This is a genomic window from Pseudomonas sp. S1(2024), from assembly GCF_046557535.1.
The window spans coordinates 359,434-378,899 of record NZ_JBKGFP010000001.1 but is presented as its reverse complement, the minus strand read 5'-3'; the positions used below and the strand labels follow the sequence as shown (position 1 = coordinate 378,899).

Below are 19,466 nucleotides of genomic sequence, written 5' to 3'. Positions count from 1 at the left end.
CAGCCGTCTTTGGAATAGTCGATCTTCACTGCCGCATGGGCAGCTCAGAAACAGAGCTTGGCGGTTTTCGCTGACGCTGTATGCTTCACTGCCGCATAGGCAGCTTAGAAAAAGAGATTCAACTGGTCTGACAAGATCAGCATCTTCACTGCCGCATGGGCAGCTTAGAAAAGTACTTAAAGTAATACCACACAAACCTCACCCTTCACTGCCGCATGGGCAGCTTAGAAAATACACGGCGGCAAGCGCTGGCAAGAGATGATTACACTGCCGCATGGGCAGCCTAGAAAATAATGGTTCGATGATTTAACTAACCTACGACTTTACTGTCGGCCAGGCAGCTTAGAAAATATAAAGAGCGACCAGAAACAGAATCAGACCCTTCACTACCGCATGGGTAGCCTAGATTGCATGTCGCAAGGCCAGTACGAATTAGATCCTTTATGCCATCAGGGCAGCCTAAAAAAAACAACAAACAACAGGTAAACACCCATGTCAGACAGTTACCACAAGCTTAACCAAGTCATGCCATCCCATAGAAACACGCTGCACTATGTGGAGTATGCCTCTATCCACTCATACGATGACACACTGAGTTTTCGGGTTGCTGAGAAGGGTAAATCCAAAGAAATTTCGATACCGCATCGAAATATAGCGGGACTGATGCTTGGGCCAGGCACCAGCTTGACGCAGGCTGCGGCGCAAAAACTAAGGGAAGCGAACATATGCGCGATGTTTGTCACGGGGGATGGTGGCAATCCCTTGCTCTGGACGGCGCCGGATGAGTACCGCCCTGGTGAATATTGCCGATCATTTCTGAGAATTTACTATGACGCTGATCTTAGAGACCAGGTGGCTCAGCTGTTCATGCAGAAAAGGATCGAAATGATCCGCACGCTTTGGCCAAAGGTTTTGTCCAAGGATTCCAGTATCCTGAATGACCTTTCTGGGGTCTGCCAAGCGTTCCGATCAGCAGTCGCAGGCAAGACCGGACAGAGCCTATTGCTCGAAGAAGCCAGGTTTACCAAGGATCTCTACCGCCTGGCTTCACGAGCCTTTGATGTTAATTGGTCGGGCAGGGTGCACAAGGGGGATCTCGATTCGGCCAACAGCCTTCTTAACCACGGAAATTACCTGGCCTATGGGGTGGCCAACATTGCCCTCTACATTCTCGGCATTCCCCATAGCTTGAGCGTCATTCACGGCAGCACACGGCGGGGCGCATTGGTTTTCGATGTTGCGGATCTGTTCAAAGATGCACTGATTTTGCCAATGGCCTTCAAGGCTGCAAGCGATGGACTTCAGGACAAGCAATTTCGAAGTGAGATTATTCAGGAAATTGACCGATTGAGAATCCTTTCCTTTACAATCAATGCATTAAAGGATGCCTGTGCAATAGAAGGCACTCAACTTGATGACAGCCTGCCGTTCTGACGGGCCCAGAGGAATCGCCGCGTGAAGAATTACCTGCTCGTATCCCAATGCCAAGGTAAGTCCTTGAGGACGACACGGCGGATTGCCTCCTCATTCTTGTCGCGGCTGGGGGACACGACGTGGCAGGGGACGCTCAGCCAGGAAGCGCTGAGGATCATGGTGCTGGCGCTCAAGCGCAAAGCCAACCAGAACTCGTGCATCGCGGTGTATGACGTGAGCGGTCGAGCCAGGCAGAAGGTGGTGCACATTGGGAACAGGCGCCGCTACAGTGCCGATGGGAGCTACGCATTCAGCATTCATGCTCAAGCGGCAAAACCCCAGGGAAATGCCTCAAGCATGATGCCTTTGTTGTCAAAAATGGCTGCTCTGGCAGGTTTTCTACATGATTTGGGCAAGGGCACGGTTCGGTTTCAAGATAAATTGGATTATGGCGTCAAGTACGACAAGGGCCTTGCGGATGCCATTCGCCATGAGGTTGTATCTGTGTTGATGGCCGAGCCATTGCTGGAGTTCTTGGGGCAAGCCGACCTGCAGATCCTGCTAGACAATCCCCGGCGCCTGGGAGATTGGTGTACCGAGCATCTTCAGCAGCCCCTATCTCGATTCAAGGCCAATGACCAGGATGATTTGACGCGTCAGTCGAGCAGAATCGCCGGACACCTGAGTACACAGACATTCTCAAGGGAAGCCTGGGCGAGAGATTCCCTGCTGCATACCAGCATATTGTGGATGGTGCTTTCCCACCATCATTTGCCAGAGGGTGTTGATGATAATGGACTCCAGGTGGGCATTCCCTACAGCGCATCCGGAGGCAGCCACTACTTCCTGAAGGCTGTAAGGGGTGCAAGCATTGGTGAAGAGCCATGCGAGCACTCACCAGATTTCAACGTGAAGGAGTTCAACAGCAACCTGACCTTGTGCACACTGACCAAGGCTTCAACGCCTGTCGCTCAACCTTGGGATGATGCAGCCTGGTGCAAAGAGATGATCAAGGCATACTCCCGGTTGCGCAAATTGGAGATGGCGGCTGATCATTACCTGCCAGAAAACGCCATTGCCACCAACAACAGCTGGGCCACTGCGCTGGCGTATATGGGGCGCACAGCCTTGGTGTATGCCGACTACATGGTTTCCAGCGAAAAGCGCCCAGGGGGCCAGCAGAGAGCACCAGGAGCGATTTACGCCAACACAACCAAAGTCCTGCAGACTGCCGTGTATGCGGACACGCTCACCGAGCACCTGATAGGGGTTGGGCGGCGTGCCGAGCAGTATTTCGCCCAGATGTTCATCCAGCAGAATAGTCTGCCACGGTCGTTTTCAAGTTTGTCCAGGGACGAGCGCAACAGCATCCTGCCGGGCCTGAACAAACGATCGGCGGATGAGAGGTATCAATGGCAGGACAAGGTTAGAGACAGTTTGAAGGCCAAGGCCTCGAACGCGCCGTTCTTTGGCAGTGTTATGGGCAAGACCGGGGCGGGGAAGACCCGTGGCAACATCATGCTGATGCACGCCATGAAAGAGGACATGCGGTTTACGTGTGCCATCGGGCTGCGTAGCTTGGTCAAGCAGACCCATTGTGCCTACCTTGAGCCATTCATTGGCATGAGCGATGAGCATCTTGCTCTGTTGGTTGGCGAGTCCCAAGGGGGGTCAGGCCAGGTTGCTCAGGATAATCAGGGCACTGGGAATGATCTCGAACAGGACGCCAATTTGTTGCTGGGCGACTATGTTATCGAAGGCCAGTCCATTTTCGATCACCCTTTGGGAAGGCTCTATGACGCCAAGAAGCAGCGCGCCATGCTTTCTCACCCTGTGCAGGTGATGACTGTCGACCACATCATGCCTGGTGCCTCCTTGGGCCGCTCATCCGAGCTCAAGCTTTTGTTACACCTGATGGGGACGGACATCATCCTAGATGAGATTGATGATTATCCGGTGTCGAGCCAATGCGCCCTGATGCGCATGGCCTTTGTCAGTGGTGTGTTCGGGCGTTCGTTTGTACTTTCTTCGGCCACAGCCACGCCAATCATTCAAAAGGCGTTTTTCAATGCTTGGCACGAAGGCATAAGCCACCATCGGCAGCTGTTTCAACTGCCGGGAGCTGAATTGTCACCCAGGGCTGTGCTGGTGTCACATGTGGCCGGCAGTGAAGCATTGGCGGTAGCGCCCGAGGCCTTCAGCGAGGAGTGTGATCGGTTTGTGGAGGCCGTGGTGAAAGAGGCTGTAACTAATGCCCGCCACCAGATTGATCTTGTTGATCTCAGTGCCGCCGTACCACTTGATCCGCCAGGGCGCCTGGCTTCGCTCTACAAAAACAAATACCTGAGCTACGCACAGCACACTGACCTGATAGCCCAAATTAAGGCCGCTCACGATCTCCATCACATCGATGCTCAAGGTGTTTCCGTATCTTCAGGGTTCGTAAGATTCAACAATGTTCGAAATGCGCAGCATCTGGCCCTGGCCCTCAATCAGTGGGAGGATGAAGACACCCTGATCCTACCGGTGTGCTATCACTCCCAGATGATGGCCATGGAACGTCAGCAAATCGAGGCTTTTCTGCTTGAACTCAACTGCCGAAAATCCCTTGGCCAGGTGGGCGGGGATGAGCGAATCCTCCGCCACCCCACCACTGTTTCGGCCATCGCTCAAGCGGTGAAAAAAGGGGCCTCCAGGGTCATCTTTGTGATCTGCACCACCAACCTGCTGGAGGTTGGCCGCGACCATGATTATGACTGGGCGATTCTGGAACCCAGCTCCACCCGTTCAATGGTGCAAAGCTGTGGGCGAGTCTGGCGTCATCGAAGCAAATTGCCTCCACCCAGTGTTGCGAATGTGTGGATGCTGAACAAAAGCGTCAGAGCGCTGACAGGCGAGGAGGACGAGCTTCCCAAAGCCGCCATCAAACACCTGTGGACACGCTTCGGCATCGAGGATGAGGCACTGCCAGGAAAGCAGCAGGCCCCGTTGATTTCGATGAGCATTCCCTTATCCCCGCATTCCAGAAATGCCCTGGATGAGCTAGGCGTGGAAGTGCCTGCGACTTTGAATGGACAAATGACCAAGGGAACACCTTTCAAAAAGGCCGTCATGGGGCACAGTGCAATCCTCTCTACTCGGCGCGTGTGGCAAGATTTGTTCCACACCCCGGCATCCAGAGTTCACGCTGGCTTGTGCCTTGAGCGGCCAGGCAACGCTGCCACTGCCTTCATGCCCTCAATGGAAGCCGCTCAGCAGCACCTGCATCTTTGTGGTACCGCGACACCTGACAGGGCTTTAAATTGGCAGTTTCCGAGCGCGCTTCAATATGCTGAAAGCCCGGTCTACAGGCTCACCAGTCATCACCCAAGACAACGGCGACTGCGCGATCCCGATGATGGCTATGTCCTCCAGCATGACAAGCAACAGGGGTACAACGCTGGAGGCGACCCCAAAGGAACCTGGATGGCAATTGACAAGAAAGGAGAGGTAAAAACACAGCAATTGGAGGTGCGTAGAGCTGCCGCAGGGATGCTTTGGAAGCCATCCTCGCTGGAGGTGTACCTGTATGGCCGTGAGCATGAGGCGGGCAGGGCGAGCCGCATCTCGTTGAGAAAGGATCAATACGGGAAGCTGGTTGATTTTTGCTATGTGGTTGGTGTCGGATTACTTAAGAAGGACTGACTGAGCTAGCATTACGGGGCTTTGACCAGTCTTGGTGCCAGGGCTGTGTCAATGACCCTTGCTTGGGAAGGTAGCCTGCACCTGCCCGTCTAGCCACGCGCTGTGCTGTGCATCAGGTTGCGCAATACTGGCTGCGAACAATATCGCCATCTTCCGTGTAGGACACCAGCACGTCGCCGATTACGCCGTTATCTTTGACCATTTGGTTGACTATCTTCCACCTGCCAGTATGTGCCAGCCACCCCTTACGGGTCACGGTCACTGGGCCTGAGCTTGCGGTACCAGAAAAGACCGTGCTCCGTGTCTCAATCAGTCGCGCCGCTGCATCTCGCCCCAATTCCCAGTCCATCAGGCGCTGTCCGACCAGATGGATTGGTGCCTGGCGCGGCCACAAGCGACCTGCCAGCCGTTCCCTGCCCTTGAGGCCCGCTTCCCAGCCTGAGACGATATCGACATTGATTCTCCCAGCGTAGCGCTCAATGCGAGCGGTATCTACCCTCATCAAATCCTCCTCAAGGCATACTCTTGCATAGGGTCGAAGCTCTAGGACGCCCACACCAGCAGCGTTCGCAGCTTACCCAGGAATGAGACAATCCAGTCCTGCGCAACGCCCTGCTCACGCAGGAAATAGTCGGCATCCCAAGAGGCTTCAAAGGAGCCGTGGTACTCGGTGTAGGCGGTATGGATCATTTCCATGGCGCGCAGCGCGTTGGGTTCGCTAACCCCCTTTTCCAGGAGTTCGCCGGCACACGCGATAAATGCGGTTTGGGACGCCTGATCAGGGAACCCTGGCTTTTGCGTGAGGAGATTCATTTGCATGCAAAATGCCGAGGCAGGCTGATCGGCTCTGATCTCGGGGGAGGGTGTAGCCGACATATGTGCCTCTCTGGTCAATTCACAGCAGTAGAAGAAGGTCTTTCTCAGCCTGGTCGAACAGCCCCGGCAACATGTCTTGCATGTCACCGTCTCGCCCCACGGTCACCGTGTGCTGGCGCTCGCCGTCGTGGAACAGGAAGGCAAAGCTTTCAGGGGGTACATGCCCCTGGCGAATGGCGATCCGCACACCATGGGCGACATGGCATGAGTTGCTGAACACGTGCAGATCCTCACCACCTTCGGGAGCGCGCAGGCCTTTGCCGATCTCCGACATCTCTGCCTGGGTGGCAGTCAATGACCCCAGAACAACGGTGTCACTGGGGATGTCCTGGAACACGCCACAATGCAGATAGATCACGCCCATGAGTTACCCCCTCCAATAATGCTGAGAAGCCGCAGACGTGCGGCAAACGCCGTGGATCAGTCTCGCCTAGGTCAGACTGAGCCTTGCCCTTTGGACGCTGCCTCGCGTTTGCGACGGCCTTGCGCCTGGAACTCCGTGCGGAAGTTAAAGTAGTCGGCATCCCACAGCTTCTCAGCCAGCTGACGAATACAGTTCTCCACCCGCTGCGCCCCGATCGCCGCCCAGCGGGCGTGAGCCGCTTCGCGAAAGGATTCGACGTCCTTGTATGCTTCTGAGCGTGCGAGGCTGAGCAGATCAGCGACGACCTCCACATCATGCAAATCTTCATTGCTCATGATTCAATCCTTCCAATTCATGGCTTCAAGTTAGGCATTAATTGACAAAATGTCAATGAGTTCCACTCAGTGACCCGCCAACATCAACATTTCCCTGCCTGTTTATACCAGGTGTTTGACCTGGATCTAAGACAGTGCTTTATCTGTAAATTGCTTGATTGGTGCCCCACTGATAGGCTCCAATGAGTCATTATAACCCTTGGTCAAAGCTGGCTTCTCTCAGTAAGGACTCCAAATGAAAATCTGCATGGTCGATCTGGCCCAGTCGAACAACCTCGTGGGAAGCACCCTCGGTCGCCTGGTGGGCATGAAAATCCGCGAGCTCTGCAATGCCCCAGCGGTGGCTTTGAGCTTTGAGCGCGCCAGCATGGTCGATGCGACCTTCATGCGCGAGGCGGTGGTCAGAACAGTGATGGTCTTCATCCCAGGAACTGCCGTGGTGGTGACAGGGCTCGACAACCCCGACCACCGGGATAATTTGCTGCACCCCTGCCTGCAGCTGGAGCGCCCGATAACGGTCATGAAGGGGCGATCGTTCGAATGCCTGGGCCCGGCGCTTAGCCCGCCGCTTGCCAAGGCTGTTGAGCTGGTGCTGGCAAGAAAGTCACTGACCTCAGTGGAACTGGCGAACGCGCTGCAATGCAGCGTCCAGGCGGCCAGCACAAACCTCAAGAATCTGCATAACAAGGGCTACATCAATCGTGTTAGACGAGGTGCGGTGACTGGCGGAGAAGAGTATGTGTATGAGCCTTTTGGCGCCCATTTAAAATGGGAGTCGCGTCACCAGGCTGTGGATCTGGCCCTGTAAGGGCGCCGCTATCCAGAGAAGTCGGTGTGTTCAGCGAAGCTGGCTGCTGTACAGAGCTACCTGGCAACTTGTGACCCCACTCAGCACCCGCCGCGCAAAAGCCGCTCTAGAGCGGCTTATCATCACCTTGAGGGCGGGGAATTCAGCTCGCAGGCCCGACCTCAAACCGATAGACAGCGAAATCGTCGCTCATAACAGAATTCACGAACACTGGGGTCACCACAATCTCGTCGTTCACGCGTACGGTAGCGCCACTGCTGCGCATCACTGGCACATGGATAACGGTACCTTGATCACCTTTGTAGGTGTTGATGGCATGGATGCGATCCTCGCGCATGAACACGGCAGCCCCCATTGGGTCGATTTCGAGGTCGCGCCCAATGGTCAGCAGTGGTGCAGCCTTGCCACCACCACCCAGAGATGCTGGCAATTCGAAAGACACGGTGGGTTTGGTGGAGGGCAGAATGCCCTCCCACACTAACTGCTCTCCCAAATACACCTTGAATGCATACGCTGGGCCGCCAGCGGACACACATTGAAGGGGCGTGCTGCCGTCTTTCTCGTAAAGGGTTTTTTCAGTGGGATAGCAGGGCTTGCCTTCAGCAGGCCGAGCCCCTTCTGCGATTGCTGAACTCGACACCAGGGCGAACACACTGATCGCAGCGGCGCCCAAAAATTGCTGAAGAAGCGCATTGGCAATCGGGGTTCTTCTACGAAGGTCACGCATACCTGCACCCATCAAGTCATCCAGTGTTGACTCAAGTTATGCGTTTATTGACAAATTGTCAATGATTGCGGCGCCTCATCGAGCATCCGATAATTGCGTGGTTTCACAAGGGGGGAGGCCCTATTTCAAGGATGGGAAGTAACCCCGATTTTCGCGCACACGGCCAGGAAATGCTCGGCAGTGATCATTTTTTCAGCCAGCTCGGCATCATGATTTCTGGCGATGGCTGCCAGCTCAGGGTCTTCGTACAGGATCATGACAAGGTCATGCGCCGCTTCAAGCTGTTCAAGCAGCCACTGCCGGCACGCACGCTCGGACTCACCCATCAGGTCGTAATCAGGGATGCTCACCCCGGCCAACCTGAGAGCTTCGCCGACCGGTGTATCATCGCAGTAGACGGTGCCGACTTGGCGCCCACTCAGCAGCCACTGATGCATGTTGTTGGCCCCAGGCATCCCCTTGCGGATCAGGCTCATGGCCACCAGGTCGGGGATATGCACGATAGCTGTCTGGCTCAGCAACTGCAGGGCATCATGCTCGGCCAGGTACTGCAAAGGGCCGGGTTCTGGAATCAGGATGTCGATCTGCATGGCTCCACTCCCCGATACGAACAGATGAGCCGCTGACTGCCTACTAGCGATAGGCTTCGACCAGCTGTTCGCCCCTGGTGGCGTATTCAGCCCAGCCTGATGCTGTCCTGAAGCCCACAGCAATGCCCAGGTAGCCTTCTTTGGAGTCCCAGTCATTGCAGGCATCCTCGATCTGCTCATGGGTGACCCGGAAATGCCGGGCTACTTGCCGCAGCGTCGGGTATTGGGTGCCCTTATCATCCGCTTCAGCTTGGCGGGCATAGGCATTGGCATAGTCAAACAGTGCTTGAGGAGTGAGGGGCATGTGCAGTGCTCTCCGATGGGCGACTGAAGTGAGTTTAGCGGAGCTTTCAGTTCAGCATTCGCGCTCGCTCGATCAACCGATCATAGCAGATGGAGGTGGGCGCCATTAGGACTTTCGGCGGCCAGCCTCTTACAGCCCTGGTGGCGAAAGCTCATCTTCGTACAGCATGCCTGGGGACACCACCAAGGCGTTGATTTGCAGTAACCCGATTGCCTTCATTTGCAGGAAATGGTGCTCCAGGTGTTGGCGCTCACCCTTGAGGTAGTGGGCCAGTACGCCCTCGCGCATTTGTAGCTTGATGAGCGCCAGCGCTTCATGATCACTCAGCTCTTGCACCTGAGCAGTGTTGGCGCAGTATTCATCAAAAAGATCGCGCTCGGAGCGTGGCCCTCGTGCATCCAGGCAGTAGTTCGCCGTGTGGGGGAGTCGGCAGAAGGCATGTTCAACGCGGGTACTGAGAAGGCCCGTCGCTTTCGGATCAGCAGGCCTGCGATCGACAAAAGCCCCCAGGCTCAAGCCACTGACTTCAGCAAACGCCATTGCCGCCAGGTGGGCGCGGTTGCCCAGGTAATCATCGACACGAAGGTTGTTGCTGCAATCGACGACAAAATCATCCGTGACGTTCATGAAGTTTTCGTCGTAGGCGGTAAGCGATCTTTTCAGTAGACTGTTCATCCCGGCCAACCTCATCCAGAACTGCCAAGCCCAACAAACCAAGGGTAGGCAGGTTCTATATAATCAGGGTATAGTTGAATACCCCTTGATTATTTCATTGAGGAAATGCAAAGACAACAATTAACAACTTAGAGGCCGAGGTCATCCGAGAGCAATCTTTCTGCGCCGCGATCTGACATGGCTTCTAGGAACGCTTTGCTACCCGTGACTTTATAGGCCACCTCAAGGTCATGATCACTTCGACAGTTATTCATGATTACATCCCTAGGTTCGCGCAAGATGAATGCTGACGCCCAAGTACGACACAGATAGTTGGGTACCGTGGCGGTTTCGGACGTTTTGCTCGTGTCTTTGCTGTTCCGGTATAGATGAAAAGCCTGCTCGAAATAATGCGCCAGTAGCGTGTCAGGCTCATCTTCCAGGTCTGAAATCCAAGGGGAGACCCGGATGTTGTGACGCTCCAAGAAGAAGCGGTGTCGACCCGCACCCAGGGTATCCAGTAAATCCCCAAGTAAGCGACTCACCAGTGGGAGTATATCCGCTTGTGGTGTCTGCATCTTGACATAGCCAAGTCCGACCCAAAACGAAACTCCAAATTCACTGGTTTGACGCTGTAGATACTCCTGATAGCGGGGTAGCTTGTAGACTTCATGATCGAGTGGCCGTTTGTCACAATTCGAGATGGTCGTCGTCTCAATCTCCAAGGTTCGCATTTGAACCTTAACTCGCATGTGAATTTCATGCAGCGAGATTGGCTTGTTGGGCGTAATCCATTGTCTGATTTTGCTGTGTGCAAATGGTATTTCAGCCAAAGCCTTGAGAATCTTAGTCCGCCCATACACAGGGTTGGTGCTATTGAACGGATCATTGAACTCATCGTGAATTTTCTTCGCCATGATAACGTCATCGATCTGGACAATGTGCGCAAGCACTTTTTCTTGACGCAATCCGAAATTGCGCTTCAAGTAATCCAGGTCTATGGTCGGCAAGCGGTACAGGTTGTAGGCATCGAACTGTATGCATCCTGGGATGTTCCTAAACCAGGAATCCAGGATATCGGGATCCTCCAACATGATTTCAGCGAATGCAAAAAGCTGCTCGAAATCAGGTGCCGGGATGGACAGGGCCAACGCCACCTGAAAGGTGTAGGGCGCCAGGTTGCTCAGTGGGGCTACCTGGTTGATCGCAGCGCCATCGGATTTCATTGTGTTAGTGGGGCCGTGCAGCATGTAGCGGCGCAGCGCGTTTTGGCAGTACTGCTGCAGCTCACCTGTTTCTGCCGCCGCCTGCAGGTAATCGGGAAGCTCGTGGCCCGCCTGTAGCGCTTGGCGGGGGTAGATGTCGGGCGTGAAGCGCCAGCCTGTCAGTGTGTTCGCCATTTTTAGAGTCCCAGGTCGATGCCGAGTGCAGTGGCTTGATCTGATTCTCGCATCAGATCGATGAGGGGCTTGTGGCCTGTCACCTTGTAGGCGGCCATCAGCAGTTCTGGCCGATTGCGAAGCAGCTTGGCCACCTTACCATGCCCAATGTGCCTGAGTGCTGTTTTGGCCGCTTTGCGGGCCCCTGCATGGCGGGATGAGGAGTCATCCAACACGCTGTGGGAGGAAAGCAGCGTTTTCAGGAAGAAGGTGTCGTAATCAGGCTGTTGTTTTGCGGTCAAAATCCAGCCAGGGTTCATACCAAACCAGTGAAGGAGGTGATCTCGAAGATCGACATGTTTGGACACCTCATCCATCAGCCGGTCGTGCACACGGTGCATGTTGGCAGGCAGAGCGGCATCGATGGTTATGAGTGCCCTGAACAACGCCTTCGCCATATCTGGCGCAAGGGCCTCCACAAACGCTTCATAGCCGGGAAGCTCGTCGAGACGCTCGTCGCATGCATTCTTCCATTCCTGCAAGCCGTTGTCATCTGTCATGTCAGTGCCGACAAAACGCAGCATCTGCGCTTGAAAACGCAGGTAGAACTCGTGGGCAGTGATAGCTCTGGGCTTGTTGTGCCAGTTACGCAGATTGGAGTCGGCGACATAGGGCATCGCTGAGAAAAGCTTGTCGATCTGGAATTTGTCGAGCCCTTCACTTTCCACGAGCATCTTGACCATTGAAACATCATCTCGGTCAAAGCAGACTTTGAAAAATTCCAAGGCTGTATAGTCAGTCATTTGGCGGAAACGGCTCCACAACGCCGGCTCCAGACAGCAGAAAAGCTCCGGATAGGGCACCGGATTGTGCTTGCTGATGGTGCGTAATCCATTGACGATCACGTGATTGCGATCACTGATGGTCGAGGCATAGGCCACTAGCGCATTCAAGTCATGGCAGGGGGTGGAGAGGGCCAGCGCCAGGTTATAGTCGATCCAGTGCTTTGCTATGTAACCGTCAAATCTTGAGCCCTTGAGGCATTCCCGCACTTCATCCTCAATTTGTGTGCGGGAAAAATTGCCGGCTTCATACCTGCGAATGGCGGCAAGGGTATGACGCTGAGCGGCTTCGTAGCGCGTTGGCATGTCGTCCTCAACATCGAACACCCCGTCATAGCGACCATCATCAACACCCAGGTCAAAATACTCCCAAAATGGGAGGAATGTTGGCTGAGCTTGCCCTTGCTGATCCAGCATAATCGCATTCACAGGTTGCACCCCGCAGCATCATCGGCCATGCGATCCATAGTGGGGCTGGTAAATTGCAGGCTCTGTACAAACACCGCCCCCATTTGTTCAGCGAGGTTGCAGTCTCGGGCGTAGCGAGTTGAGCATCCACTCACAAGCATCGTGACCATCAGCATTCCAAGACAGTAAGAAAGGCGGGTTGTCGAGCGTCGAAACATGGCGTCTTCCATCAATATAGGCTATACGGGTAGTCTGACACGTAAGGGACTCCCACCCCAAGAGGAACTCTGCCATTTCTGGCTGAAGCGTTGAACAGAAAGTGCAGGCGACCCTTTGTTCCTCGGATAGCTTGCAACACTTCAACATCCCGTCGCTAGGCAGGCTGATGAGAAAAATGCCGACATTCTTGTGAAATTTTGCTTAAATCACCCAACTCGAAAAATCTGCGGAAGATGAGCATGAAATGTATGAAGCTGGTTTTGCCACCCAGCGCCGCAGTGATGCTGACCACTGCACAGGCCGAAACGGTCAGCGTAGCTACCCTGAGCGAGATTCGCGACGCGAAAGGACTTGTTCGGCTCATCGCCGTGGATGGTGAGTGCCAATACTCCTGCGCTGTCGATCTGCAGGCCTACCTGATCCACATTGATCACAAGACCTGTCTCACCGAAGGCGGCGGATTGACTCATGAACGGTACATGGCTCAGGCATCATTTGGTACGCTGCCGATAGCTACTGATACGCATCTGACTATGGAGCGTGTCTGCGCACATGCTGATCGGGCGGGAGCTATTTCAGCCCACTCCTGTGCCTCCGGTCGCCCGAGCAAGAATGCCGAGTCCGAGCAAGGGGCTCGCGAGCGTGCTATTCGTGAAAACCAGCTGCCCACCGCATACATCAGGGTGCGCAACGAATTGGCCGCGAAAGGCTACGATGCACCCATGCGCAGTCGGCAAGAGATTCGTGCGATGCTTCAGGTGATGCAAACCCAGGCTGAGGAGTTGGCGCGTCGTCAGCGTGAATTGCTAAGCGAACTGGACGAGGCTGACCAGCAAGAATCCTCGGCCAACTGAGGCCAGCTCAATGGCCAGACAATCCCAATCTATGCACTTAGGAGGCATTCGTGAAAGATTACAGTCAACTGAAACAGTCGGCAGCGGCAGCCAAGGCCGCCCATCCAGGCGACCCGTGGCATTACCAGGAGAACAGTGATGTTTACACGCATATTGTTCGTGTCAACAACCCAAAGCTGAACAATTCGATGATCGTTGCCCAGCTGGGTCAGCGCACCGATGGTGTTTCTGAGACGGTGGCTCGCTACATCGCCGGGACAAACCCGGATGTGATCCTGGAGCTTATTTCCGAGCTGGAGAGCCTCAGGGCTCAAGTTGCGCTGGGGCAGTCTGGCGAAAGCTTGGTGTAGACACATCCGACTCTAGAGCCCCAAGTCAAGCGCCAAGCTGTCTTCAAGTATGCGTTCCTCTCGGATCTGATTCAGAAGCGCCTGGTCTCCGAACACCCTGTAGAGTTTATGCAGGGTGGCATCATCCAGTTCATACCCAAGGAAAGACTTGGGATCGTCCTCCATGAGCAGCCCCTGGGTGAACAGTCGTAGAACCAGGTGTTTCTGGCAGGGTACCGGCATGAGATTGATCAGGGCCTGCAGGGACTGAGCATGCGACAGGGGTGTTCTCGGTTCGTATCGGGCCGCATAGGGCGTTAGCATGGATTCGTGCACCGCTGCATCGATGCTTACACCTACCACATTCGCCAGTGACATGATGGCAGGGAAGGCGGTCTTCACGATGGCATCTGCCTCGTGCTCGGAAAATGCGCGCCGCCTGGTGGACAGCGCCCCTGACTCAGACCTCAGGTAATTAACCAAGGCTTGATGGTAGAGTGCCGGCTGAAGGATGGGGCAATTGTCCAATAGACCCTTGAAGTTATCCATGTATTGCTTGAGTTCGGCAGTCTGAGGGGCTTCAGGGTTGCGCGCGTAGGTAAACGCGACGTAGTGGATCAACAATTCAAAGCGCGCTCGGCACTCATGGGGTTGGGCAACGAAGCCCAGGAGGCGGGTGCGCCGGGGATCATCGAAACGGATGTCGAGTTGATAGACTTCATCGGTCGGCTGAGTCATAGATCAAAGGCCCATGTCCGATTCCAGTAGGTTGCTGCGCGCCACCTCACTGACCAGGTGATTCAGAAACCGGTTATCTCCGGTCACTCGATAAAGCAGACCGCGCTGGCTGTCTCTAGTGATGAGGGGGGCGAGCCATTCGGGCCCAAAGTGCTCTCCGATCGCCTTGATCATGGCGAACGACTTCGCATCGCCAACCAGGGCTGGGAACAGGGTGCCGTCCTCTGCCATGTAGTGAACCTTACGGGCAAGGCTGGTAAATACGTGCTTGATCCCTGAGGCGAAGTCAACGCTAGCCTTGAGGTTTTCGATGCTGCCAAGGTTGTAGCCCTCGACCTGGGCTGCCCAGAGGCCTGCAAAGGGACTTGGGCCCTGTTTGAGTAAAAAGGTGAGGGCCAGGCTTGCTTGTTCGATCGACGCCGTACAGGCAGGCGCAGGGGCGTTGCGAGCCTCAGCTCGCTGAATAGGCTTGCTGTCACCCATCGCCTGGGCAATGGTGTACCAGAGCAAGTCGGCATGTCGCTCCACAAAATCAGCGGGAACGCTGCTTGGTGGCTGGAACTGCTGGTAGGTGCCTGCATGGTTGAGGCTGTTGATGGGCGCAAGGATGCGGGCGAACACCTCTTCAGCCTGCGGTTCCGACTGCCCCAGATAGAGTTTCCGGGTGTTGGGGGCCAGGGTGTCGTCACAGGTGTAGAACAGCCTCACAAGGGCGCTGCGGTGGGGCTTGCGCTTGCCACAGTTGTTCATCAGGAGGATGAAGCGCTCGGTGTCATCGTGATCGATACACAAACCTAGATCACGCTCGATGTTCCCCAGGGTGGATTCATACTTCTTGACCCACTCGGGCTGGGTCGGGACATCCATGATACTGAGCCGCCGAAAGCCCAGGCAGGCGTCTTCCAGTGACCCCCAGCCAGCCGTCAGCTGATCGATCCGAGGCATGAAACCGTCCATGCGGCTTCTCAATTCCTGCCGCACATTATCCGCTGTGCTCAGCCCCCTGTACGCCGCCTCGATGATGTCCAGGGTGTGGTCGCCTGGATAGTGGGCGGCTGCCACCAGGATGTTGAGCATTTCACAGCGCCTGGCATTGTCGGTCATGCCCAGCAGCGACGGAAATCGCTCTTCCAGCTGCTGGCTCATCTGCAGCAGCGTCAAGCCGTTGTGCACAAGCGCGGTGATGATCAGCTCGACACATTGGTCGGGCGAATCCAGGCAGAGCGCCTCGATCGACGCATCGTAGACCGTGGCTATAGGCAAAGGCCTTATGATACCCATCATGTTCAGAGCCCCAGATCCTGGGCAAGAATGTCCTGCCGCATTTCTTCGTTTTCAATGATGTCCAGGAAGCGTGTCTCGCCTGAAGCCTCATAGAGCAATCGCGCCAGCTTCTCGTCCTTGTCGAGTGCCTGAATGAGCGTGCCTCGGTCATGACTCAGCACCCCGCCCAGCAGATGCATGGCGGTGAGCGTGGCGAAGTTCTTGGTAATCGTGTCATCCAGTTCTGTGTAGTGGTGCAGAAGGCGCTTGATAACAGCCTGCGGGCCTTTGCGCAGAAGATCGTAGGCGTGACCTGGCATAAGGCCGCACACCCCACGCAGCAGTACCAGATCCAGGCCTACCCCGAAATTGCGCAGCAGCTTGTAGCCCTGGGCGAACTCCAGCACCTTCGACTGGCCACCAACAACCGCTGGGTTTGGATCTACTTCGTCTTCACCCAGGTGCCTCCGGATAATTTCGATCAGGTCGGCAGCCAGGCAGTTGTTCAGGTAGAAGTCATTGCTAGCGCTCACATGTAGTACATGCTTGATTGCATCGAATGCAGCCCCTGGTCGCGTGGCCTCTCCAGCCTTGCGCAACTGTGCCTCGACCCGGTTACTCAGTTCAGTAAGTCCTGGCTTTTCCTTACCCATGACCATGATTCGAAGTGGGTCATTGTCAGCCAATGGATACTTGGGGAGTTGTTCCTTGGCGATCCAGTGGGTGATGTGCGCCTGAAAAGGAAATGCTTGTACGAAATAGCGCAGCTGAGCAACGCATTGCTGCGAGTCGATCTTTTCTTTTTCGAGCTGGCTAAACAGGGCATTCACGGAGAGCAGGATCTCTTGGGGAAGGAGCAGCCCCCGCAGAGCGGTCTCTGCGTGATCGCCTTCACAGGTGAAGGCCATCGGTATGTAGGCTTTGCAGGGCATGGCAGCCCTGGGTTTGGTCTTTGACTCGCGGATGCGCCAATAGTGCAGGTCGGTTTCAAGGTTACCTTGATTCAACTGCCACGCAACTTTGCGATGCTCACTTTCAAATTGACCCAGCACATCATGCTTGTGCAGAAACTCTCCTTCCGCCGCGAAAGCGCTGATCATCGGTTCGCGCAGGTGTTCATCAAGAAATGCCATGCACAGTGTGAAACCCAGTGCCTTGTCATTAGGGGCGATACCCAAAACGTTACACAGGTGCTCCAGGGTATGACCATTGGCCTTAGCTGCCAGGAACCACTGCGCACACTCATTGCTCAGCGCGAGTTGCTCCAACCGAATCGTGATTGATTCGATTTCAGATGGATGAATGTCATAGCGCTCACGGTGGCTGAGGGTACGGTTGACCATTGAGTGGAACTGGTCGACGGCTTGTTGGGGCAGAGAGCTGGGTTCGCGCATGGGGGATTCCTGGGTGCTTATGGTTCCATGATACGGGCTGAGACCACCCACAACCAAGCTCATCAGAGCCTGGATATTGGGCGGTAATTGAAATCAGCGGGTGGGCCCTTTTGGACATTCCTTTGCGCCCATCAGGCGCTTACAACCCCATATCTATGGCAAGGATTTCTTCTTTCAGCTTTTCAGAGTGAACACTGTTGAGAAGGCGCCTATCACCTGTCACGTCATAGAGCATCCGGGCTTGTTGTTCATGGGTTCCGATTGCCTGAAGAATGGACTTCGTATCATGACTCAGGATGCCCGCCAGCAGATATTGGGCGGTCACAGAGGCGACATCGCGCATGGGGCTGGTCAGCACCAACTCATCACACTGCTTGAGCATATACCTGATTGCGCTATCAGGGCTTTCCCGAAGGGCTTCGCGGGCTTTACCTGCGCTCTGGGTGCAAGCAGCTCGCAGTAATATCAAATCGAGCGGCACGCCATGCTCGCGCATAAGCTGGAATCCGTGGATGTAACCACCCAGCTTCTCATTCCCATTCTCAATTTCATCCTGCATATCCCTTTCATCATATGCAACCTCACCTCGGATAGCGTCGTGCAAATCAAAGGGTAGGCATTGTTGGAAATACTCGGGATTCGACAGTGCGCCATAGACTAAGTTGTTGAAAGCCTGCTTGATTTCGTTCGCAGAGCTCAGGCTGCCCATGCCGCGCATCATATCAAGTGTTTTTTCGCTGAGCTCGGCAAGCGAAGGCGGTGTGTCGCCCATGACATGTCGTCGAAGTGGCTCATTACCCTGCAAGGGAAGTGGCGCGAGAGCCGCCGAAGCAGTTTTCTGAATCAGCGCTTTGTGAACATGGCAAGCTGCCTCCAGAAATTTGAGTTGGTGCAGACAGGTGTTGACATCAGTTTGACCATACTCGCGATTTCGGAAGATTGTTGCGACTTCCCTTGTCAAATGGTTGGGTTGAAGGGTTGCCCGCAAGGCAGTTTGGTCAGCACTCCCCTCAAGTGAGAACTCCAAGGGGACAAAGGCTGTGCATGGTATGGGTTCAATAAAGGTGCTTTTATTTTTCAGATTCCATCTAGGGAAATCATTTTCAAGATTTCTGGTTGATAGTTGGTAGGCCACAGAGTTGGAAAGGCTTTCATAAGCTTTGACCAGGCCGAATTCATGAATGAAATCAACTTCGTCAGCCAGTGTGACGATCAGCTGTTCGCGCAGATGCTCATCCAGGAAGGCCATGCACAGGGTTTTGCTCAAGGCGATATCATCGGGCGTTATTCCGATTTGCTCGCACGCCTGGGCCAGCGTGTTGCCGCCCGCCTTGAGCGCTGTGAACCACTCGGCGCATTCTTTGCTCAATCCCCGTTGCTCAAGCAAGATGGTGATGGCGGGGATTTCGTTCTGGGCCACCCGGTAGCGATCCTGATGCATGAGGATTCGATTGACCATCGAGTTGAATTGACGAATCGCTTGTTGCGTCAGGGGCCGAGGGGCTGTCATGGGTACTTTCCTTGAGCTGATATACCTCCACTATAGGGTACTGGAAGCTAGCTGCTCAAGGTTGACTCGCGGTCAGGGCGCACATGTTTACCGGAGCGGTTGAAGAGGGTAATGCTCAATGCGCGATTCGCCTCTTCGCCGCAAGGCGGCTGCCATTGTATTGTTATCGGGATAGACAGTCAAATCAACAATTTTCCAATTAAAGTAGAGCAGAACACATAAGGCATGATGGGATTCTCGGCTAAGTGTGGCACCAGCCAGGGCGAGCCTGAATTGAAGGATTTTTTCTTGAGCGGTATAGAGGCGCAAAGGTTTCCGTCGTTTCAGCGAGCGCCAACCATGACCAGCCACAACTTGGGCATCAATGCCCGTCAATAGAATTACCCGCTGACCATCCCATATGAAGTCAGTCAGCCGATGTCCGCGCCCGAGTTTTTTCGCCATACAGTGGATTTCATTATCCGATGCGAGCAGAAACCGCTTGGCTGCCAAGACTTTTCGAATCTCAAGGTTACGCGCCGCACGCTTCACAAAGAATTTGGTCACGGGGATCATAATGATTAAAAAACTCGCACAGCCTACCAGCACCAGAAGAACCCCAATGATTCCAATATCGCGCAGTGCCAATGCGAACGTGCCGACGATGCCGATCAACGTGATCAACCATATCCCAGCAGGATGAAAGCAGGCGATCATTGCAATGGCTGCAAGCGCTAAATAAACGTGCCAGTCCACTTCAAATCCCATGATGTCACCTCAAGATCAAAACTCAGTA

Annotated in this window: 20 protein-coding genes and 1 CRISPR repeat array (1 of these 21 running past the window's edge); of the genes, 5 read left to right on the top strand and 15 right to left on the bottom strand. The window is 54.7% G+C overall.

Features of this window, described 5'->3' with window-relative positions; translation table 11 throughout:
• A CRISPR array of direct repeats spans positions 1 to 290; the repeat unit is 28 nt; unit sequence CTTCACTGCCGCATGGGCAGCTTAGAAA; it reaches 2,140 nt to the left of the window's first position.
• A 202-nt stretch (positions 291 to 492) separates the two neighbouring features.
• Both cas1f and ACLCGK_RS02005 read left to right on the top strand, forming a co-directional pair.
• Positions 493 to 1,434 (top strand): type I-F CRISPR-associated endonuclease Cas1f, encoded by a 942-nt coding sequence (cas1f, locus tag ACLCGK_RS02010; RefSeq protein WP_410951090.1) that lies wholly within the window; start codon positions 493 to 495, stop codon positions 1,432 to 1,434.
• A 21-nt stretch (positions 1,435 to 1,455) separates the two neighbouring features.
• Positions 1,456 to 5,097: a hypothetical protein gene (locus ACLCGK_RS02005; RefSeq protein WP_410951089.1), complete on the top strand. Its 3,642-nt coding sequence runs from the start codon at positions 1,456 to 1,458 to the stop codon at positions 5,095 to 5,097.
• Positions 5,098 to 5,209: 112 nt separating this feature from the next.
• Here ACLCGK_RS02005 and ACLCGK_RS02000 read toward each other — a convergent pair whose 3' ends face one another.
• The 4 genes from ACLCGK_RS02000 to ACLCGK_RS01985 form a co-directional block, all read right to left on the bottom strand.
• Positions 5,210 to 5,599: a hypothetical protein gene (locus ACLCGK_RS02000; RefSeq protein ID WP_410951088.1), complete on the bottom strand. Its 390-nt coding sequence runs from the start codon at positions 5,597 to 5,599 to the stop codon at positions 5,210 to 5,212.
• Between the two features lie 41 nt (positions 5,600 to 5,640).
• Positions 5,641 to 5,916, bottom strand: a complete 276-nt coding sequence (locus ACLCGK_RS01995; RefSeq protein WP_410951087.1) for a hypothetical protein — start codon at positions 5,914 to 5,916, stop codon at positions 5,641 to 5,643.
• Between the two features lie 76 nt (positions 5,917 to 5,992).
• The gene (locus ACLCGK_RS01990; protein ID WP_410951086.1) at positions 5,993 to 6,337 is read right to left on the bottom strand and encodes a hypothetical protein; all 345 of its coding nucleotides are present in this window, start codon (positions 6,335 to 6,337) and stop codon (positions 5,993 to 5,995) included.
• Positions 6,338 to 6,408: 71 nt separating this feature from the next.
• On the bottom strand, positions 6,409 to 6,672 hold the full coding sequence (locus tag ACLCGK_RS01985; protein ID WP_410951085.1) for a hypothetical protein: 264 nt from the start codon (positions 6,670 to 6,672) through the stop codon (positions 6,409 to 6,411).
• Positions 6,673 to 6,907: 235 nt separating this feature from the next.
• Between ACLCGK_RS01985 and ACLCGK_RS01980 the strand changes: the two genes are divergently transcribed.
• Positions 6,908 to 7,480 carry a hypothetical protein gene (locus tag ACLCGK_RS01980; protein WP_410951084.1) on the top strand — a complete coding sequence of 191 codons (573 nt, stop codon included), beginning with the start codon at positions 6,908 to 6,910 and terminating at the stop codon, positions 7,478 to 7,480.
• Between the two features lie 142 nt (positions 7,481 to 7,622).
• On the opposite strand, the gene ACLCGK_RS01975 is transcribed toward ACLCGK_RS01980, so the two are convergent.
• The 6 genes from ACLCGK_RS01975 to ACLCGK_RS01950 form a co-directional block, all read right to left on the bottom strand.
• A complete protein-coding gene (locus ACLCGK_RS01975) occupies positions 7,623 to 8,207 on the bottom strand; it encodes a hypothetical protein (RefSeq protein WP_410951083.1) in 585 nt (194 codons plus the stop codon).
• Positions 8,208 to 8,332: 125 nt separating this feature from the next.
• Entirely contained in the window at positions 8,333 to 8,797 is a 465-nt protein-coding gene (locus ACLCGK_RS01970; protein ID WP_315695735.1) for a hypothetical protein, read from the bottom strand.
• Between the two features lie 43 nt (positions 8,798 to 8,840).
• Positions 8,841 to 9,101: a hypothetical protein gene (locus ACLCGK_RS01965; protein ID WP_156675958.1), complete on the bottom strand. Its 261-nt coding sequence runs from the start codon at positions 9,099 to 9,101 to the stop codon at positions 8,841 to 8,843.
• A 129-nt stretch (positions 9,102 to 9,230) separates the two neighbouring features.
• Positions 9,231 to 9,776 (bottom strand): hypothetical protein, encoded by a 546-nt coding sequence (locus ACLCGK_RS01960; RefSeq protein ID WP_315695737.1) that lies wholly within the window; start codon positions 9,774 to 9,776, stop codon positions 9,231 to 9,233.
• A 128-nt stretch (positions 9,777 to 9,904) separates the two neighbouring features.
• Positions 9,905 to 11,155 (bottom strand): hypothetical protein, encoded by a 1,251-nt coding sequence (locus ACLCGK_RS01955; protein ID WP_410951082.1) that lies wholly within the window; start codon positions 11,153 to 11,155, stop codon positions 9,905 to 9,907.
• 2 nt (positions 11,156 to 11,157) lie between these two features.
• Positions 11,158 to 12,405 (bottom strand): hypothetical protein, encoded by a 1,248-nt coding sequence (locus ACLCGK_RS01950; RefSeq protein ID WP_410951081.1) that lies wholly within the window; start codon positions 12,403 to 12,405, stop codon positions 11,158 to 11,160.
• A gap of 446 nt (positions 12,406 to 12,851) precedes the next feature.
• On the opposite strand from ACLCGK_RS01950, the gene ACLCGK_RS01945 reads away from it, so the two are divergent.
• Both ACLCGK_RS01945 and ACLCGK_RS01940 read left to right on the top strand, forming a co-directional pair.
• Complete coding sequence (locus ACLCGK_RS01945) at positions 12,852 to 13,457, top strand: hypothetical protein (protein ID WP_410951080.1); 606 nt, start codon at positions 12,852 to 12,854, stop codon at positions 13,455 to 13,457.
• A gap of 50 nt (positions 13,458 to 13,507) precedes the next feature.
• Complete coding sequence (locus ACLCGK_RS01940) at positions 13,508 to 13,807, top strand: hypothetical protein (protein ID WP_410951079.1); 300 nt, start codon at positions 13,508 to 13,510, stop codon at positions 13,805 to 13,807.
• A 12-nt stretch (positions 13,808 to 13,819) separates the two neighbouring features.
• Here the strand turns inward: ACLCGK_RS01940 and ACLCGK_RS01935 are convergent, their stop codons facing one another.
• The 5 genes from ACLCGK_RS01935 to ACLCGK_RS01915 all read right to left on the bottom strand — a co-directional run bounded on the left by ACLCGK_RS01935 (position 13,820) and on the right by ACLCGK_RS01915 (position 19,438).
• On the bottom strand, positions 13,820 to 14,524 hold the full coding sequence (locus tag ACLCGK_RS01935; protein WP_410951078.1) for a hypothetical protein: 705 nt from the start codon (positions 14,522 to 14,524) through the stop codon (positions 13,820 to 13,822).
• A 3-nt stretch (positions 14,525 to 14,527) separates the two neighbouring features.
• Positions 14,528 to 15,601: a hypothetical protein gene (locus tag ACLCGK_RS01930; protein ID WP_410951077.1), complete on the bottom strand. Its 1,074-nt coding sequence runs from the start codon at positions 15,599 to 15,601 to the stop codon at positions 14,528 to 14,530.
• Positions 15,602 to 15,810: 209 nt separating this feature from the next.
• A complete protein-coding gene (locus ACLCGK_RS01925; RefSeq protein ID WP_410951076.1) occupies positions 15,811 to 17,181 on the bottom strand; it encodes a hypothetical protein in 1,371 nt (456 codons plus the stop codon).
• Positions 17,182 to 17,320: 139 nt separating this feature from the next.
• Positions 17,321 to 18,691, bottom strand: a complete 1,371-nt coding sequence (locus ACLCGK_RS01920; protein ID WP_410951075.1) for a hypothetical protein — start codon at positions 18,689 to 18,691, stop codon at positions 17,321 to 17,323.
• A gap of 87 nt (positions 18,692 to 18,778) precedes the next feature.
• Entirely contained in the window at positions 18,779 to 19,438 is a 660-nt protein-coding gene (locus tag ACLCGK_RS01915) for a hypothetical protein (RefSeq protein WP_410951074.1), read from the bottom strand.
• Positions 19,439 to 19,466 lie beyond the last annotated feature (28 nt).

Excerpts from the sequence above, each read along its gene's own strand:
- ACLCGK_RS01955 (WP_410951082.1), bottom strand. The coding sequence starts at position 11,155 with ATGGCGAACACACTGACAGGCTGGCGCTTCACGCCCGACATCTACCCC.
- ACLCGK_RS01925 (WP_410951076.1), bottom strand. The coding sequence starts at position 17,181 with ATGCGCGAACCCAGCTCTCTGCCCCAACAAGCCGTCGACCAGTTCCAC.
- cas1f (WP_410951090.1), top strand. The coding sequence starts at position 493 with ATGTCAGACAGTTACCACAAGCTTAACCAAGTCATGCCATCCCATAGA.
- ACLCGK_RS01980 (WP_410951084.1), top strand. The coding sequence starts at position 6,908 with ATGAAAATCTGCATGGTCGATCTGGCCCAGTCGAACAACCTCGTGGGA.
- ACLCGK_RS01960 (WP_315695737.1), bottom strand. The coding sequence starts at position 9,776 with ATGAACAGTCTACTGAAAAGATCGCTTACCGCCTACGACGAAAACTTC.
- ACLCGK_RS01995 (WP_410951087.1), bottom strand. The coding sequence starts at position 5,916 with ATGCAAATGAATCTCCTCACGCAAAAGCCAGGGTTCCCTGATCAGGCG.
- ACLCGK_RS01945 (WP_410951080.1), top strand. The coding sequence starts at position 12,852 with ATGAAGCTGGTTTTGCCACCCAGCGCCGCAGTGATGCTGACCACTGCA.
- ACLCGK_RS01975 (WP_410951083.1), bottom strand. The coding sequence starts at position 8,207 with ATGCGTGACCTTCGTAGAAGAACCCCGATTGCCAATGCGCTTCTTCAG.
- ACLCGK_RS01930 (WP_410951077.1), bottom strand. The coding sequence starts at position 15,601 with ATGCTCAACATCCTGGTGGCAGCCGCCCACTATCCAGGCGACCACACC.
- ACLCGK_RS01990 (WP_410951086.1), bottom strand. The coding sequence starts at position 6,337 with ATGGGCGTGATCTATCTGCATTGTGGCGTGTTCCAGGACATCCCCAGT.
- ACLCGK_RS01970 (WP_315695735.1), bottom strand. The coding sequence starts at position 8,797 with ATGCAGATCGACATCCTGATTCCAGAACCCGGCCCTTTGCAGTACCTG.
- ACLCGK_RS01915 (WP_410951074.1), bottom strand. The coding sequence starts at position 19,438 with ATGGGATTTGAAGTGGACTGGCACGTTTATTTAGCGCTTGCAGCCATT.
- ACLCGK_RS01935 (WP_410951078.1), bottom strand. The coding sequence starts at position 14,524 with ATGACTCAGCCGACCGATGAAGTCTATCAACTCGACATCCGTTTCGAT.
- ACLCGK_RS01985 (WP_410951085.1), bottom strand. The coding sequence starts at position 6,672 with ATGAGCAATGAAGATTTGCATGATGTGGAGGTCGTCGCTGATCTGCTC.
- ACLCGK_RS02000 (WP_410951088.1), bottom strand. The coding sequence starts at position 5,599 with ATGAGGGTAGATACCGCTCGCATTGAGCGCTACGCTGGGAGAATCAAT.
- ACLCGK_RS01920 (WP_410951075.1), bottom strand. The coding sequence starts at position 18,691 with ATGACAGCCCCTCGGCCCCTGACGCAACAAGCGATTCGTCAATTCAAC.
- ACLCGK_RS01965 (WP_156675958.1), bottom strand. The coding sequence starts at position 9,101 with ATGCCCCTCACTCCTCAAGCACTGTTTGACTATGCCAATGCCTATGCC.